This is a genomic window from Nocardia sp. NPDC001965, assembly GCF_053594175.1.
This window is the reverse complement of record NZ_JBSFDZ010000003.1, coordinates 189765-204907: the sequence shown is the minus strand read 5'-3', so window position 1 is coordinate 204907 and position 15143 is coordinate 189765. Positions and strand designations below refer to the sequence as shown.

The 15143-nt window shown below is 67.6% G+C and carries 16 protein-coding genes; 3 read left to right on the top strand and 13 right to left on the bottom strand.

Annotation, left to right across the window (positions count from 1 at the left end; genetic code table 11):
• Window positions 1–4 precede the first annotated feature (4 nt).
• From ACWCPQ_RS07445 to ACWCPQ_RS07395, 11 genes are all read right to left on the bottom strand, one after another.
• A complete protein-coding gene (locus ACWCPQ_RS07445) occupies window positions 5–400 on the bottom strand; it encodes an ectoine synthase (protein ID WP_449895860.1) in 396 nt (131 codons plus the stop codon).
• Window positions 401–414: 14 nt separating this feature from the next.
• Window positions 415–1674: a diaminobutyrate--2-oxoglutarate transaminase gene (gene ectB / locus ACWCPQ_RS07440; RefSeq protein WP_449895858.1), complete on the bottom strand. Its 1260-nt coding sequence runs from the start codon at window positions 1672–1674 to the stop codon at window positions 415–417.
• A complete protein-coding gene (gene ectA, locus ACWCPQ_RS07435; RefSeq protein ID WP_449895856.1) occupies window positions 1671–2285 on the bottom strand; it encodes a diaminobutyrate acetyltransferase in 615 nt (204 codons plus the stop codon). The genes ectB and ectA overlap by 4 nt, the downstream gene beginning before the upstream one ends.
• 107 nt (window positions 2286–2392) lie before the next feature.
• Entirely contained in the window at window positions 2393–3454 is a 1062-nt protein-coding gene (locus tag ACWCPQ_RS07430) for a HAMP domain-containing sensor histidine kinase (protein ID WP_449895855.1), read from the bottom strand.
• A 3-nt stretch (window positions 3455–3457) separates the two neighbouring features.
• The gene (locus tag ACWCPQ_RS07425; RefSeq protein WP_449895853.1) at window positions 3458–4168 is read right to left on the bottom strand and encodes a response regulator transcription factor; all 711 of its coding nucleotides are present in this window, start codon (window positions 4166–4168) and stop codon (window positions 3458–3460) included.
• Window positions 4169–4329: 161 nt separating this feature from the next.
• A complete protein-coding gene (locus ACWCPQ_RS07420) occupies window positions 4330–4635 on the bottom strand; it encodes a hypothetical protein (RefSeq protein ID WP_449895851.1) in 306 nt (101 codons plus the stop codon).
• Window positions 4636–4843: 208 nt separating this feature from the next.
• The gene (locus tag ACWCPQ_RS07415; protein ID WP_449895849.1) at window positions 4844–5950 is read right to left on the bottom strand and encodes a PP2C family protein-serine/threonine phosphatase; all 1107 of its coding nucleotides are present in this window, start codon (window positions 5948–5950) and stop codon (window positions 4844–4846) included.
• 142 nt (window positions 5951–6092) lie between these two features.
• Window positions 6093–7466: an FAD-dependent oxidoreductase gene (locus tag ACWCPQ_RS07410; RefSeq protein ID WP_449895847.1), complete on the bottom strand. Its 1374-nt coding sequence runs from the start codon at window positions 7464–7466 to the stop codon at window positions 6093–6095.
• Window positions 7467–7604: 138 nt separating this feature from the next.
• Window positions 7605–9146 (bottom strand): flavin-containing monooxygenase, encoded by a 1542-nt coding sequence (locus ACWCPQ_RS07405; protein WP_449895845.1) that lies wholly within the window; start codon window positions 9144–9146, stop codon window positions 7605–7607.
• 268 nt (window positions 9147–9414) lie between these two features.
• Window positions 9415–9615, bottom strand: coding sequence for a hypothetical protein (locus tag ACWCPQ_RS07400; protein WP_449895843.1), 201 nt, complete (start codon window positions 9613–9615; stop codon window positions 9415–9417).
• Window positions 9616–9622: 7 nt separating this feature from the next.
• Window positions 9623–10702, bottom strand: a complete 1080-nt coding sequence (locus tag ACWCPQ_RS07395) for an NAD-dependent epimerase/dehydratase family protein (RefSeq protein WP_449895841.1) — start codon at window positions 10700–10702, stop codon at window positions 9623–9625.
• Between the two features lie 118 nt (window positions 10703–10820).
• Here ACWCPQ_RS07395 and ACWCPQ_RS07390 point away from each other — a divergent pair, with 118 nt between their 5' ends.
• Window positions 10821–11459 carry a TetR/AcrR family transcriptional regulator gene (locus ACWCPQ_RS07390; protein WP_449895839.1) on the top strand — a complete coding sequence of 213 codons (639 nt, stop codon included), beginning with the start codon at window positions 10821–10823 and terminating at the stop codon, window positions 11457–11459.
• Between the two features lie 25 nt (window positions 11460–11484).
• On the opposite strand, the gene ACWCPQ_RS07385 is transcribed toward ACWCPQ_RS07390, so the two are convergent.
• Window positions 11485–12366, bottom strand: a complete 882-nt coding sequence (locus ACWCPQ_RS07385; protein WP_449895837.1) for a TIGR03621 family F420-dependent LLM class oxidoreductase — start codon at window positions 12364–12366, stop codon at window positions 11485–11487.
• Between the two features lie 135 nt (window positions 12367–12501).
• Here ACWCPQ_RS07385 and ACWCPQ_RS07380 point away from each other — a divergent pair, with 135 nt between their 5' ends.
• The gene (locus ACWCPQ_RS07380; protein ID WP_449895836.1) at window positions 12502–12810 is read left to right on the top strand and encodes a hypothetical protein; all 309 of its coding nucleotides are present in this window, start codon (window positions 12502–12504) and stop codon (window positions 12808–12810) included.
• 323 nt (window positions 12811–13133) lie between these two features.
• The gene (locus tag ACWCPQ_RS07375) at window positions 13134–13550 is read left to right on the top strand and encodes a DUF779 domain-containing protein (RefSeq protein WP_449895834.1); all 417 of its coding nucleotides are present in this window, start codon (window positions 13134–13136) and stop codon (window positions 13548–13550) included.
• Between the two features lie 11 nt (window positions 13551–13561).
• On the opposite strand, the gene ACWCPQ_RS07370 is transcribed toward ACWCPQ_RS07375, so the two are convergent.
• Window positions 13562–15115, bottom strand: coding sequence for a succinic semialdehyde dehydrogenase (locus ACWCPQ_RS07370; RefSeq protein ID WP_449895832.1), 1554 nt, complete (start codon window positions 15113–15115; stop codon window positions 13562–13564).
• Between the last annotated feature and the right edge of the window lie 28 nt (window positions 15116–15143).

Here is a 15143-nt window from a genome sequence, read left to right as displayed (position 1 = left end):
CCTCTCAGTCGGCCGGAACGGCGATCAACGGATAAACGCCGTTCTCGTCGTGCACCTCCTGCCCCGTGACAGGAGGATTGAACACGCACAGCATCCGCATCCGTGTCCGTGTCCGCACCTCGTGCTTCTCGTGCCCGTTGAGCAGGTACATGGTGCCCGGGGCGAGTTCGTAGGTGCGGTTGTCGGTCAGGTCGGTGAGAGTGCCCTCACCCTCGACCAGCCAGACCGCTTCCACATGATTCTGATAGTGGAAGACATGGGTGGTTTCGGGCTGGATGGTGGTCTCGTGGAAGGAGAAACCGACCTTGTCGCCACCCAGCACGATCCGCTTGCTGCGCCAGCCCTCGGCACCCACATCGCGGTCGGTGCCGGTGATTTCTTCGGTGGTGCGCACGATCATCGAACGATTCCCTTTCAGCTGCAAACGGTTTCGACGGCGTCGCTCAGGATGTGCAGACCCTGATCGAGTTCGTCATCGGCGATGGTGAGCGGCGGCAGCAGTTTCACGACTTCGTCGGACGCGCCCGAGGTCTCGGTCAGCAGTCCACGGTCGAACGCGACCTGGCATACCTTCCCGGCCTGCGAAGCGTCCTCGAAGACCAGCCCGTGCACGAGGCCGCGGCCCCGAGTGGACACTCCCGGAACGGCCACGGCGATCTCTCCGAGTGCCGTGGCCACCCGCTTACCCTTGGCAAGGGTGGCCTTCTCCAGTACATCATCGGACCAATAATGCTCGAGCGCCACCTGCGCGGTCACGAAAGACGGATTGTTACCGCGGAAGGTGCCGTTGTGCTCACCGGGTGACCACACATCGTGCTCGGGCTTGAGCAGTACCAGCGCCATCGGCAGGCCGTAGCCGCCGATCGACTTGGACAGGGTCACGATATCCGGGGTGATACCGGCCGACTCGAAGGAAAAGAACGGGCCGGTGCGGCCGCAGCCCATCTGGACATCGTCGACGATGAGCAGGATGCCGCGCGCCGAGCACAGCGAGGCCAGATGCCGCAGCCACTCGTCGCGGGCCAGGTTCACCCCGCCCTCACCCTGCACGGTTTCCACGATGACGGCGGCCGGACGGTCCAGGCCGGACGACGAATCGTCGAGGACCCGCTCCATCCAGAGGAAGTCGGTGGTGGTGCCGTCGAAGTACCCGTCGTAGGGCATCGGGGTGGCGTGGTTCAGCGGAACACCGGCGCCGGCGCGCTTCATGGCGTTACCGGTCACCGAAAGCGCCCCCAAGGTCATCCCGTGGAACGCATTGGTGAAGCTCAGGATGGTCTGACGACCGGTCACCTTACGCGCCAGTTTGAGCGCCGCCTCGACCGCGTTGGCGCCGGTCGGGCCGGGGAACTGGACCTTGTAGTCCAGACCGCGCGGCGCCAACAGCGTGTCGCGGACGGTTTCCAACAGTTTGCGCTTGGCGACCGTCGACATATCCAGGCCGTGGGTGATGCCGTCACCGGCGATGTAGTCGATCAGCGCGGATTTCAGGATCGGATTGTTGTGGCCGTAGTTCAGCGCGCCCGCGCCGGCGAAGAAATCCAGAAAATCCTTCCCGGCCTCATCGCGCAGCCAGGCGCCCTGCGCGGTCGTGAAGATTGTCGGCCAGGAACGGCAGTAGCCGCGGACATTCGATTCGATTTCGTCGAAGATCGTCGTTTCGGCGGCAATCATGAGTGATCCCTTTCGGTTTTACGGGCGATCGGGGAAATGTGGTAAAGATCCTCGGCGGCGTGGCTGTCCGGAAAAACATCCGGTTCGAACAGTTCGCTGCGCACCATTTCGGCACCGCGGCGGCGAGCCAGCGAGGCGAACATGGCGATCGAGGCAGGATTGTCGGGGGAAACGGTGGTCTCCAGCGCCTCGACGGCGCCGCCGGCGGGGTGGCCGGGCGCGGTGACAGTGGAAACCAGCCAGTCCAGCATGGCGACCCCCAGGCCACGGCCACGCTGGTCGGCATCTACGGCAACCTGCCATACGAACAGGGTGCCGGGTGCTTCGGGTCTCACATAGCCGGTCACGAATCCGACGACTCGGCCTTCGCTCTCGACGACCACCGACGTGGTGGCGAAATCGCGGCACCACAGCAGGTAGGCATAGCTCGAATTGACGTCCAGCACCTGCGACTCGTCGGCGATCTGCCACAGTCGCGAGGCGTCGGCGATCCGCGGGGCGCGCAGCGTCGCGCCGGTACTGGCGGGCTCCGCATCGGTCGCGGCGGAAGAGGCGGTCGAGCCGGTGCCGGCACCGCCGGCGGTCTGCGTGGACTCAGTTTGTAAAGGCATACAACTCCGATGTCTGCGTGCAGTACTTTTCCAGGCTTGCGAATTGACTTTGAGGTGACCTGGTCGAGTTCTTTACGATCGTGTTACAGGCTTGTTAAGTGACCCTCCTATTGAATAACCGGAAGCCGGATGATGAAACGTGCTCCCCCACCGGGACGTTCGTCACATTCCACTCTGCCGTGATGGGTGGCCACCGTTTCGGCGACCAGCGCCAGGCCGATACCCGTCCCGCCGGTGGCGGAACGACGCCCGGACCGCGAAGTCGCGAAGCGTTCGAATATGCGCTCGCGGTCCGCCGGCGCGACGCCCGGCCCCGCATCGTCCACCTCCACGACGGCGTCACCGCCGTCGCGGCGTACCGTCACCGCGACCGCGCCGCCGCCGTGCCGATCGGCGTTCTTCAGCAGGTTGACCACAGCGCGCTCGAGCTCGAGCTTGCGCCCACGAACCGTGACGTCCTCTCGGACGTCGAGCAGTTCCGCCGGCCGACGGCTGTCCTGCAAGGTATGCGCGACCAGGTCGCCCACCGATACCGGATCGGCGTCACCGTGATGCATCCCGGCCTCCACTCTGGCCAGCGCCAGAAGATCGTCGAGCAACCGGCGCAGGTGGTCGACCTCGGCACTCACCAGATCGAGCGCTTGCTGCGATCGCGGCGGCATGTCCTCGCGGTACCGATTCAGTACATCCACAGCGGTGGTCAGCGTGGTCAGCGGGGTGCGTAGTTCGTGACTGACATCACCGAAGAGCCGGTGCTCCCGATCGATGCGCCGTTGCAGCGATTCGGCCATCCGATTGAACGAATCCACCGTGCTGGCCAGGTCTTGGTCGTTGCTGTGCGGCAGCCGGGTGTCCAGCTCGCCGGAGGCGATCAGCGCGGCCGCGGCGGCGACGTCGCGCAGCGGTTTGAGCATCCGGCGGCTCACCCACACACCGACGGCGGCACCGGCCAGTGCCGCGACCATGGCGCAGCCCAGCAGCAGCACCGGGCGGTGCTGGATCCGATCGCCGACAGTCCGGCCCTGGTCACCGAGAACGGCGAACACCCCCAGGACGAGCGCCAGCGCGATCAGGCCGGAGGACACCGCGAACGCGGTCGTCACCCGGCTGCGCAGGCTCCGGCCACCCGCATCGGGACCGATGCGGGTGGCGCTCATCGCGCTGCCCATGACCTAGCGCTGTACGTCCAGCCGGTAACCGAGGCCACGGACCGTGACCACGATTCGCGGGTCGGACGGATCCCGCTCGATTTTGGTGCGCAACCTGCGCATATGCACATCGACGATTCGTTCGTCGCCGAAGAATCCCCGATCCCAGACGCGTTCGAGCAGGACATCGCGGCTCAGGACCCGGCCGGGCGCCTCCGCGAGTTCGCACAGCAGCCGGAACTCGGTGATGGTGAGACCGATCTCCTGGTCGCCGCGCCGAACCGAACCTCCGTCCGGGGACAGCACCAGGGGGGAATCGGAATCGGCCTCGAGCACCACCTCGACGGGCGCATCCCGCTCCACCGACAACCGCGCACGCCGACGCAGCGCCCGCATCCGGGCGGTGATCTCTTTGATCTCGAAGGGCTTGGTGACGAAATCGTCCGCGCCGGCCTCGAGTGCGGCCACCACGTCGTGGGTGTCGTCGCGGGCGCTCACCACGATGATCGGAACGTCGTGGTCACGGCGGATCTCGCGGATGCAGGTGAACCCGTCCATCCCGCCGAGCATCAGATCGACGATCATCACATCGGGTACACCGATCGTGCGCAGGTGAGTGAGCGCGGCTTCGGCCTCCTCGGCCTCGGCGACGTCGTAGCCCTCGTCCTCCATGGCGAGGCGCAGGGCGCCTCTGACCCTGTCGTCGTCTTCCACGATCATCAGGTTCGCGCTCAATATTCAATCCCTTGCAGACGCACGTGGCGTGCCGCGGTGCGGGTTTTCGCATCCCCGTACCGACGCGACAGCCCGCTACTCAGCTTACTCGAGCAACCTTTCGGTTATACGAATAGCCAGAAGGCCTGCCGGGTAAACCCCCGGAGTGAAATGCCTCACGTTCAGATATCGCCCACCCGCTCCAGCCGGAAGAAATTGCTGGGCGTCTCGTCGGGGCGCAGTTCCTGGTATCGGAAGTTCAGTTTGCGGGCGTCGAATGTGGCGAACCAGTCGGCCCAGCTGATCGGCTGCAGGACCGCGCCACCGTAGTGCGGGAAGTCCAACCGCAGGACCCCCACCTCACCGTCGTACTCACTGCCGGGTGTCGTCGCCGGATTCGCACCGCGCCGCTGGGCCCATTGGCGGATGACCTCATGATTCGTGGTGACCATGGTTGTTCCGGGAGCGGCGGACAGGCCACCCTTCATGACGAACCTCCTTGCGGTAGGTGCGTATGTGCTCAGTCCGGCGCAGCCTTCGGTGTCCGCGCCGGCTTTCCCGTCTTGTACCCGACTTCGCAGTTTTGCAAACACAACGGACGTTCGGATCTCCGCCGCGCCGACCACCCGGGGACCGACGGCGGACCCACCCCTCCGAGCCATTGCCCGGAGTTTGCCAGAGGCGGTTATCGCGTTCTCAGGCGCCGGCGACAGGCGTCAGCGCGACCGTGATGTTATCGCTGCCACCGCAGACCACCGCGTAGTCCACGAGCGCCCGCGCGCCCTCGGTGATCGGCACACCGAGCACCCGCCGGGCCAGATCCGCCGGACCGGGCAGATAGTTCCACAACCCGTCGGTGCACAGCAGCAGCACACCCGGAGTGTCCGCGTAATAGGTGCGGATACTGTCCGCGGACCAGGGCTGCTGACCGGCGTCGGCGCCCAGCCAGCGCATGAGCGTATGCGCCCGCGGATCGGCCATCGCGGCCCGTTCGTCCATGGCGCCCGCTTCGACGAGCGTCTGCGCCCAGGAGTCGTCCACGGTGAGCTTCTGCGCCCCTTCGAGCAGCCCGGGGTGGCCGGGCCGGGCCGGTTGCTCGGCGGCCGGATCACCGGCCGCCAGCCAGTAGGCGCGACTGTCGCCGATATTCGACACGGTGACCGATATCCGGCCCCCGGGCTCGGTACGCACGATCGCGGAGACGTAGGTGCACGACGGCGCGTCGCCGTCCGGGCCGACGAGATTGCGGACCGCCTCCGACGCGGCCGCCATCCCCGCAGCGGTCGCCTCCTCGGCGGTGCGATCGCCGGCCAGCGCCGCCAGACAGGCGTCCACCCCGGTCCGCACCGCCGTCCCCGAGGCCGCCTGCGGATCCGGCGAGGACGAGACCCCATCGCAGACCACCAGCACAATGGTCTCCGGCTGCCCGTTGTCGTCGGGGACCACCGCCGCGGCAACAGCATCCTCGTTGCGCGCATGCAGGATCCCGCGATCGGTGACCAGGCCCGCGATACCGAGATCGGCCTCGAACCGGTCCTGGACACGATGCGGATGCTCGCAGGTCGGACATCGTGGCCCCCGGCTCTGCGTACCGCAGTTCACGCAGACCACCTCGGCGAATTCGTCGTCGGGCAGTGCGACCCGGTGGATACCGGACGCCAGCGATTGCCGTGGCACGGTGGGCTCGGTGGCCGCGGCGCGGCGGCGGGTATCCATCGTTTCCCGCACCCGCGGGACCGGTTCGGTCACCGCGTCGAGAATGTCCGCCGGGTCGGCGCCGCCGGCGTTCGCGTCAGGGTTCATCCAGCCGCCATATTCATGAGTAGTTTCCGGTGCTCGCGAATCCGGATATACCGGATATCTCGGGTCCGCACACCGTCCCCCTTCGCTCGACCCGTTCCGTGCTGACGATCGAAGATAGTACGCGGTATGTCGGCGAGCGAGTTCACCCGCGTTCCCCCACCGCACGCACCGCTTTGCGCGCCGCCACCAGCACCGGATCCCACACCGGCGAGAAGGGTGGCGCGTACCCCAGATCCAGTGTGGTCATCTGCGCCACCGTCATTCGCGCCGTCAGTGCCACCGCGGCGATATCGACCCGCTTACCCGCGCCCTCACGACCCACGATCTGCACCCCGAGCAGCCGGCCGGTGACCCGCTCGGCCAGCATCTTGACCGTCATCCGGGGCGCGTCCGGGAGATATCCGGCCCGGCTGGTGGATTCGATGGTGGCCGTGACGTATTGCAGGCCCGCGGCCCGGGCGTCCTTCTCCCGCAGGCCCGTTCGCGCCACCTCGAGATCGCAGACCTTGCTGACCGCGGTGCCGACCACGCCGGGGAAGGTCGCGTAACCCCCACCTATATTGGCGCCGATGATCTGGCCGTGCTTGTTCGCGTGGGTGCCGAGCGCGATATGTCTGCGCATTCCGGACACCAGGTCCAGCACTTCCACGCAGTCCCCGCCCGCCCAGATGTTCTCGTGCCCGAGCACTCGCATGGCCGTATCGGTCAGCAATCCGCCGTGGTCGCCGAGTGGCAGTCCGGCCGCAGCGGCGAGTGTCGTCTCCGGAACCACCCCGATGCCCAGAACCACCACATCCGCCGGGTACTCCCGCCCCGCGGCCACCACGGCGCGAGCATGCCCGTCGTCTCCGGTACGGATTCCGGTGACCTCGCTGTCGCCGATCACCGTCACATCCAGACCGCGCAGGGCGGTACGCACCAGGGCACCCATATCCGGGTCCAGCGTCGACATCGGCTCGGTGCCGCTGTGCACGACGGTGACCCGGTATCCACGCCGGATCAGCGCCTCGGCCATTTCCACACCGATATAGCCCGCTCCCACCACGACGGCCTCGCGACCGGTCCCGGCCGCGAGCGCGGCGATCAATGCCTCGCCGTCGTCGAGGGTCTGCACCCCGTGCACTCCGGGTGCATCGATACCGGGCAGCGCGGGACGGATCGGGCGCGCACCGGTCGCCAGAACGAGGTGGTCGTAGTCCGTCCAGGTCTCGATACCGGTGGCCGCGTCGCGGCTGCGTAAGCGGCCACCCGGCACATCGAGTTCCACGACCTCGTTGCGCAGGCGGACATCTATTCCGCGGGCCCGGTGTTCCGCGGGTGTGCGGGCGATGAGATCGTCGCGCTCGCGCACATGGCCACCCACCCAGTACGGGATCCCACAGGCGGAGTAGGAGGTGAAGTGCCCGCGTTCGAACACCACGATCTCGAGCTCCGAGGCATCCCGGAAACGCCGCGCCTGGGCGGCCGCCGACATCCCCGTAGCGTCACCGCCGACGATCACCAACCGCTCGCTCATGAGATCAAACTACCCAGCCGCGAGCCGGTGCCGCCCGGACCGCCTCCTACCCCGCGGCCGAGTCGCGGCCGGCGCCGGGACAGCGCCCGGCCGGGAGCCCTTGCGAGATCGTGAAACCGGCTCCGGCCGCGCGGCGCGTCAGGCGGACCGGGTCCCGATCAGCGGTAGCCGGCCCACCGCACCACGGGATCGGCGCCCGGAGCTGGTGGTTTCGGTGCCGGTGCGGTCGGTGAAGGTCAGGATGCCGTCTTCGATCGGGCTCTTGCGCAGATACGCGCGGTCCCGGAAGTAGCTGTTGACCACCTTCCACGGGCCACCGGTGCCCTGTCGCGGCATCACCGCGTCCCCGCGCTGGATATAGCCGGAACTCAGCGCGCCGCCCATCACCGAGACCTCGGAGCGATCGGAGTCCTGGGCGCGGACCACGAACCGCGTGTATCCCTTGTCCCGCATCCGGTTGAGTACCCGGCTGAAGTACTCGGCGGCCAGATCGGCCTTGAGGGTCCAGGAAGCGTTGGTGTACCCGAGGACCATCAGCGCGTTGGGAATCCCGTCGAGCAGCGACCCCTTGTACATGACCCGGTCCCGGGTCACCACCGGTTCACCGTCGATATCGAGGGCGACACCGCCCAGGATCTGAATCTTCAGCCCGGTGGCGGTGACGACGATATCGGCCTCGATCTCCTCCCCCGAGGACACCCGGATCCCGTTCTCGGTGAACGTATCGATGGTGTCGGTGACCACCGAAGCGTCGCCGCGGCGCAATGCTCTGAACAGGTCGCCGTCGGGAACAACGCAGAGGCGCTGGTCCCACGGTGCGTACTCGGGGGTGAAATGGCGCATGTCCACGCCCGGCCCCACCGCCAGCCGCACCCACTTCAGGAACATCTGCCGGGCCAGCTTCGGCTGTCGGCGCGACAGCTGGTAGCTGGCCTGCTGCACCGCGATATTACGAGCCCGCCCGACCTGATAGGTGAGCCCGGCGGGCGAACCGACCTTGGTCATTCCCAGCGCCACCGGGTCCTCGCCGGGTATGGAGGCGATATAGGTGGGCGAACGCTGCAGCATGGTCACGTGCGCGGCCTCGCCGACCATCGAGGGCACCAGAGTGATGGCGGTGGCACCGCTACCGATCACGACCACCTTCTTGTCCCGGTAGTCCAGATCCTCGGGCCAGTGCTGGGGATGCACGATCCGGCCGGTGAACGCGTCCTCACCGGGGAACGACGGCCGGTGGCCTCTGTCGTAGTCGTAGTAGCCGGTGGCGCCGACCAGGAAGGTGCCGGTCCATACCTCCTCGTCGCCGGTCGCCTCGTCGAGCGCCCGGACCGTCCACCGGTTGTCCGCGTCGGACCAGCTCGCCGAGACGACCTTGCGGCCGAAATGGATATTGGGTGTCACCCCGTATTCGTCGGCGGTCTCCCCGATATAGCGGCGGATACCGGCACCGTCGGCGAGCATGCGGGTGCCGCGCCAGGGCCGGAAGCCGTAGCCGAACGAATACATATCGGAGTCCGAACGGATGCCCGGGTAGCGGAACAGATCCCAGGTGCCGCCGACCGCGGTGCGGCGCTCCAGAATGGCGTAGCTGCGGCCGGTGTTCTCTTTCTCCAGGTGGCAGGCCACATCGATACCGGACAGACCGGCTCCGATGATCAGTACGTCGACATGCCGCGTCATTGCGTTCCTCGTCTGTTCGTGCTGGGGTCGTCGCCACTCATGACAGACACACCTTTTACGTGTAACTGAGAGTACATGACACTTCGGCGACCTCGGTACACGAACACCCCGCTGTACCCAGATGCTTGTGATTCAAAACATATTTATCCGGCCTCCAAATAACAGCCCACCCGCACCGCGCTGTCACCGGCCTCCGGCGAGCAACCGGGGACCCTGTACACATTCCGCGACGCCCCCGTATTCCACGGTCCCACAACCTCACCCGGCCTCAGCAGCAGGCGACCGCCACAGTCGCCACACCACCGAAGGAGATGGCGGCGGCCGATATCCCCATCGCCAAGCCCCGCCACCTCCGGAAACCCACCGGATGGCCGGGCACCCGCTCCGTCCGGTCGTCACCGGGCCGTCGGCCGTTCCGGAACCGGCGCCCCAGGGCTCCGAGAGCGACCAGCACTGTCGCGATCAGCATCCGGACCTCATATTCCGGCCGCGGGGACGCGTCGCTCACCCGACGCAGACACCGACGACCGCGGCGGGGTCACGATCCGCTGCCGCAGCAGACTGTCCGCGGTATCGCGGATCGACTCCGCCACCGGCCGCATCGTCCACCCCAGCTCTTCGCGAGCCCGGGCGGCACTGACCCGTTCGACCTTCCCGAGGGCCGGGACCGTGAGCCGCAATCCGCGGTCGAACACCGCGGCCAGGCGAACCAGCACGCTGGGCAGCCCACGGGTGGCGATCCGGAACCCGCGCGGACCGTATTCGGCGGCCAGCGTATGCGCCATATCCCGCATCCATACGTGTTCGCCGGCGCAGATATAGCGCTTCCCGGCCGCATCGGCGGTCTCCAGCGCCAGCCGGTGCGCCACCGCGAGATCCCGGACGTCCACGACCGACCAGCCGACCCTCGGCAGGCCCGGCACCTCACCCGCCAGCAGTCGGCGCACGGGTTCGTGCGAGGTGCTCGTCTCCGGCGACAACAGCGGCCCGAGGACCATCCCCGGGTTCACCACCACCAGCTCGAGATCACGCTCCGCGGGCAGCGACCCGGCGAATTCCCACGCGGCCCGTTCGGCCAGCGTCTTGCTGCGCTGATAGGCGGGACTGCGTTCGACGACGGTCCAATCGGCCTCGGTCCGCACCGCGTCGTCGTGGTGACCGTGCGCGATCGCCGCGATGGAGGAGGTGAGGACCACCCGCCGCACCGCGGGCACGGCCGCCGCCGCCCGCAACACCCGCAACGTTCCGTCCACCGCGGTGCGGATCAGTTCGCTGTCGTCGGCGGGCGGAGCAGACGGGAACGGCGAGGCCACGTGCAGCACCTCCGTACACCCTTCCACCGCTTCGGCCCAGCCCTCGTCGGCGTTCAGATCGGCCGCGACGAATTCGAGGTCACCGCCCACCCGGGCGGCGTACTCGACCAGATGCGCGCGTTTGCCGGTATCGGCCGCACCGCGCACCGTGCCGCGTACCGCGTATCCGTGTTCGAGTAGTTCGACGATGACATGCCCGGCGACGAATCCCGTCGCACCGGTCACGAGTACCCGCGTGTTCATATCCACCTGTCCCGATGTCGTAGCAAATCTAAACAGTGCTCAGATAATCTAAGCACTGCATAGATTCGCTGTCCAGACCCTTTCGGCCCGGCGATCGCGACTCGCTTACCCTCAGAAGGTGACCCGGACCTCCTACCACCACGGCGCTCTCCGCGATGCGCTGCTGGCCGCCTGCCTGCGGCTCATCGAAACGGAGGGCATAGCGGCGGTGAGCCTGCGCCGGGTCGCCCGGGAGGCCGGCGTGAGCTCCGGCGCCCCCTATCACCACTTCGCCGATCGCGCGGCGCTACTGGCCGACCTCGCCACCCAGGGTTTCCGGCTGCTCACCGAGCAGCTCACGGCCGCCTGCTCCAAGGCCGCCTCCCCCACCGCCGCACTGATCGCACTCGAACGCAGCTATATCCGCTTCGCCAGAGACCAGCCCGGCTACTTCCGGCTCATGTTCCGCCCGGAGCTCTCCCAGCCGGAGAAACATCCCGACACCCGCGCAGCGGGCGAAGCCGCGTTCGGCGTACTGGCCGACGCGGTCGCGGCCTGTGTCGCCGCCGGCGAGCTGGCACCCGAGCGCGCTGAGCCGACCACCGTCACCCTCTGGGCGCTCGGGCACGGTCTCGCGTCACTGTGGCTCGACGGTCAGCTCGACAAACGCGGCAGCCTGTTCGGCACCACGGCCACCGCCCTGGTCGATTCGGCTCTCGACGGCATCACCGGATTTCTCGATACCGGAGCCGGGCCGGCGGATATTCCGCCGAGATGACCCGGAGCACCGCCACTGTCCCGGATCACCGCAGCTGCGCGATGACCGGCGCGAAGGCCTCCAGATCGGGTTCCAGCACGGTGATATAGCCGAAACCGTACCGTTCGCGGTTCTCCCGGATCCGCGCCGCGATCTCGCGGGGCCCGCCGAACAGGACAGTGGGCAATTCGTCCACCACCGCGAGCACCTCGGGATCGACCGTCGCCCGGTACCTGTCCAGGAACGCCGCGCGCTCCGACGCGGGCACCACCGCCTGCACGAGGATATTCGACTCGACTTCCGGCGCTCGTGGTCCGAGCGCGGCCCGGACGAACGCGACCCGCTCCTCGATCTCCGCCGGACCGGCCAGCCGCAAGGCGCCGGCCGACGTGGTCCCGGCCCCGGTGAAGGCCACCGTGGCGGCATATCGCGCGGCCAGGGTCAGCATCCGGTCGCCCCAGCCACCGATGAGCAGCGGCGGCCCGCCGGGCCGTTCGGGACGCGGCTGGTACCGCGGGTCGGCGAACAGTTCCCGCAATGTCCGCAGTGTCTCCTCGAGGTGGGTCACCCGGGTGCCGCCGGTGCCGAATTCGATACCTGCCGTTTCGAATTCGTCGCGCACATACCCCGCGCCGAGCCCCAGCTCCAGCCTGCCCTCCACGAACCGATCGGTACCGGCGACCTCGCGCGCCAACAGCACCGGATTGTAGAAGGCCGCATTGAGCACGAAGGTGTTCAGCCGTACTCGTTCGGTGTTCTCCGCCGCCAGGACCAGAGCCGGGAACGGTGGGGCCAGGCCGAGATGGTCGGCCACCCCGATCACGTCGTATCCCAGCTCCTCGGCCCGCCGGCATTTCCGGACCCATTCCGCCCGCGACTGCGGAACCACCATATTGACGCCGAAACGGAAAGCTGTCGATGCGCTCACCCCTCCTGCTTACCGGACGCCGGCGCCCGGCGCCGCCCGATACCCGCCCGGAAAACGGGGTATGCCCGGAATAGAGTGGACCGGACCCGGGTCTGCCAGCTGCGGACCCGCGCCGACCAGGAGGATTTGTTGTCGATGAACGCCACGAAAGCCCGCGCCGGCCTGATGATCGCGGCCGCCGTGCTCGCACTGGCCGGTTGTACCGAGATCGAGCGGGCGATGAACAAGGGCGGCGATACGCCGTGCCGGGAGTACGTCGGGCAGGACCAGAAGACGCAGCGCGTCACCATCACCAAGTTCCTCGAGGAGCAGCAGGGCGCGGAACCGACCGGTACGAACGTGGATCTGTCCATTGCCGCGGTCAACGCGTTGTGCAGTGTTCAGGCCAATGCCGACACTCCGATCGAGCGAGCCGATGTCGCCGGTATCTTCATCCGGAAATAAGCTGTAGCACAGCGATTTCGAGAATCCGTCGGCGCCACCGGCGGCATCGTTACCACACCATCCCGCGATACCGCTCGCCACACCGACCTATACCACAGCCGTTTTCGGCGAACCATGGACACCCTCTCGCCCACGCGCTCGCGATACGCAAGAATGTGTTCGCAAAAGTGCCGACCGAAGCGAGCCGGCGTATCGGGCAGTGGCGGACCGGAATCATCGGGCCCTGTTCGACTCGGGGCCGGAGACGATGTGCAAGGGAGCGATATGTTTCATCGGATCTATTCGGTAGCGCTACCGCGGTGCCGCCGCGCACGGAGCTGTTGATGGCGTATCGCAGCGACCGGGTCGCGGTCACCGATCGGGCCCGCAACGCGTTACGCGAGTTGATCGAACAGCACGGGCCGATCCTGCTGTACCTTCCGCACCGCGACACCGCCGAACCGCAGCCGGACTGGCTGCCGATCCGCGATTTCCGCGCCGCCGAGGGCGATATGCTCTTCGGCCGCCTGGCCTGGCACACCGAACTGTGGATGAGCGCGGAGGTCTACACCCGCTTCGAGCGCGAACATCTCACCGTGGACGTTCCCGCCGACGCCGGAACGGCACCGGGCAACGAATCCGGCGACGGGTCCGGCGCGGCGGAGTCCGCGATCTTCCTGCTGCGCGCCCGACGGCTCAGCGCCGCCGAGGCGGCCGCCCTCGACAACCGGAAACGCGGCGGCCGCGGCGCCGTCAACTGAAAGGCACCCCCTCAACGGCCGGGCAGGAACCGCAGCGACCGGGCGATGGTCATCAACACCCGCTGCCACAGATCTCGCGGAATCGGTGGCGGTGGGTCCAGATTCAGGAATCGCGTCGACACCACGGTCTGTGGTTCGGTGAATTTCAGCAGGCCCTCGGGACCGTGCCGCCGGCCCACCCCGGAAATCCCGGTTCCACCCATGGGCGCGGCGGTCGTCCCCCAGGCCGGGGCATAGCCCTCGTTCACGCATACCGTGCCCGTGTTCAGTTGCCGGGCGATCCGCTCGCCCTCGGCGAGGCTGCCCGCCCAGACACTTCCGTTCAACCCGTATTCACTGTCGACGGCCGCCGCCACCGCCTCGGCGACCGTATCCACGGAGTAGATGGAAACCAACGGGCCGAAAGTTTCCGCCCGCGCGCAGACCATCTCGTCGGTCACACCGGTGAGTATCGTCGGTTCGAAGAACAGCGGCCCGATATCCGGGCGCGGTTTTCCACCCGTGCGCACCTCGGCACCCTTACCGACAGCGTCGGCGAGGTGGTCGGTGACAGTGCGCAATTGCGCCGCCGAGATGAGTGAACCGATATCCGCCGAGTTGTCGTATGCGGCGCCGAGTTTCGCGGATTCCACCGCCGCGGTGAACTTCTCGGTGAACTCGGCCGCCACCGCCCGCTCCACGTAGATGCGTTCGATGGAGATGCACAACTGGCCGGCGTTGGAGAAACACGCGCGTACCGCGGCCCGGGCGGCGCGGCCGATATCGGCGTTCGCGGTGACGATCATCGGATTCTTCCCGCCCAGTTCGGCGGAGAATCCGATCAGCCGCGCCCCGCACCGCTGGGCCAGTGCCCGTCCGGTATCCGAGGAGCCGGTGAACATCAGATAATCGCAGCAGTCCACCATCGCCTCGCCGACCACCGGCCCGGGACCGGTCACGACCGCGAGCAGATCCCGGGGCAAGCCGGCGCGATAGAGCAGTTCAGCACCCGCGAGCGCCGAGAACGGGGTGCGACTGTCCGGTTTGAGGATCACCGCGTTACCCGCCAGCAGCGCCGGAATCGCATCGCCCAGCGACAGCACCAGCGGATAATTCCACGGCGAGATCACCGCCACGACGCCTTTGGGCCGCATATCGACGAAGGCACGATTGAGCACCGGAAAGGCACCGGGGACCACGCGTGCGTCCAGCAGTGCGGGGGCCACTCGCGCGAAATAACGCGCGGCGAACATCAGCCCCATCACCTCTTCCTGCGCCGCCCAGCGCGCCTTACCCGTTTCGGCCTGGATCACATCCATCAGCGCCGCACGCTGCGCCACGACCAGCGACCGGTACCGGTGCAGCACCCGGGCTCGTTCGGAGGGCGGTCGCGCGGCCCAGTGGATCTGCGCGGCCCTGGCGCGGGCAGTGGCCGCGGCAACGTCCTCGGCCGTGCCGACCGGCACCGAACCCAGCGGCCGCCCGGTGAAGACCTCCTCGATCGTCCGGGATGGGCGCGTGCGGGCATCATCGATCGCGACCAGGGTGCGCAACCTGTCGAAGACTTCGGTATCCGGAACGGGCATCACGCCTCCTACCTGTCGGTATCCGCGA

Bases quoted from the DNA above. Each gene is read 5' to 3' on its own strand.
- ACWCPQ_RS07445 (WP_449895860.1), bottom strand. From the start codon at position 400: ATGATCGTGCGCACCACCGAAGAAATCACCGGCACCGACCGCGATGTG.
- ectB (WP_449895858.1), bottom strand. From the start codon at position 1,674: ATGATTGCCGCCGAAACGACGATCTTCGACGAAATCGAATCGAATGTC.
- ectA (WP_449895856.1), bottom strand. From the start codon at position 2,285: ATGCCTTTACAAACTGAGTCCACGCAGACCGCCGGCGGTGCCGGCACC.
- ACWCPQ_RS07430 (WP_449895855.1), bottom strand. From the start codon at position 3,454: ATGGGCAGCGCGATGAGCGCCACCCGCATCGGTCCCGATGCGGGTGGC.
- ACWCPQ_RS07420 (WP_449895851.1), bottom strand. From the start codon at position 4,635: ATGAAGGGTGGCCTGTCCGCCGCTCCCGGAACAACCATGGTCACCACG.
- ACWCPQ_RS07415 (WP_449895849.1), bottom strand. From the start codon at position 5,950: ATGAACCCTGACGCGAACGCCGGCGGCGCCGACCCGGCGGACATTCTC.
- ACWCPQ_RS07410 (WP_449895847.1), bottom strand. From the start codon at position 7,466: ATGAGCGAGCGGTTGGTGATCGTCGGCGGTGACGCTACGGGGATGTCG.
- ACWCPQ_RS07405 (WP_449895845.1), bottom strand. From the start codon at position 9,146: ATGACGCGGCATGTCGACGTACTGATCATCGGAGCCGGTCTGTCCGGT.
- ACWCPQ_RS07400 (WP_449895843.1), bottom strand. From the start codon at position 9,615: ATGCTGATCGCGACAGTGCTGGTCGCTCTCGGAGCCCTGGGGCGCCGG.
- ACWCPQ_RS07395 (WP_449895841.1), bottom strand. From the start codon at position 10,702: ATGAACACGCGGGTACTCGTGACCGGTGCGACGGGATTCGTCGCCGGG.
- ACWCPQ_RS07380 (WP_449895836.1), top strand. From the start codon at position 12,502: ATGAACGCCACGAAAGCCCGCGCCGGCCTGATGATCGCGGCCGCCGTG.
- ACWCPQ_RS07375 (WP_449895834.1), top strand. From the start codon at position 13,134: ATGGCGTATCGCAGCGACCGGGTCGCGGTCACCGATCGGGCCCGCAAC.
- ACWCPQ_RS07370 (WP_449895832.1), bottom strand. From the start codon at position 15,115: ATGCCCGTTCCGGATACCGAAGTCTTCGACAGGTTGCGCACCCTGGTC.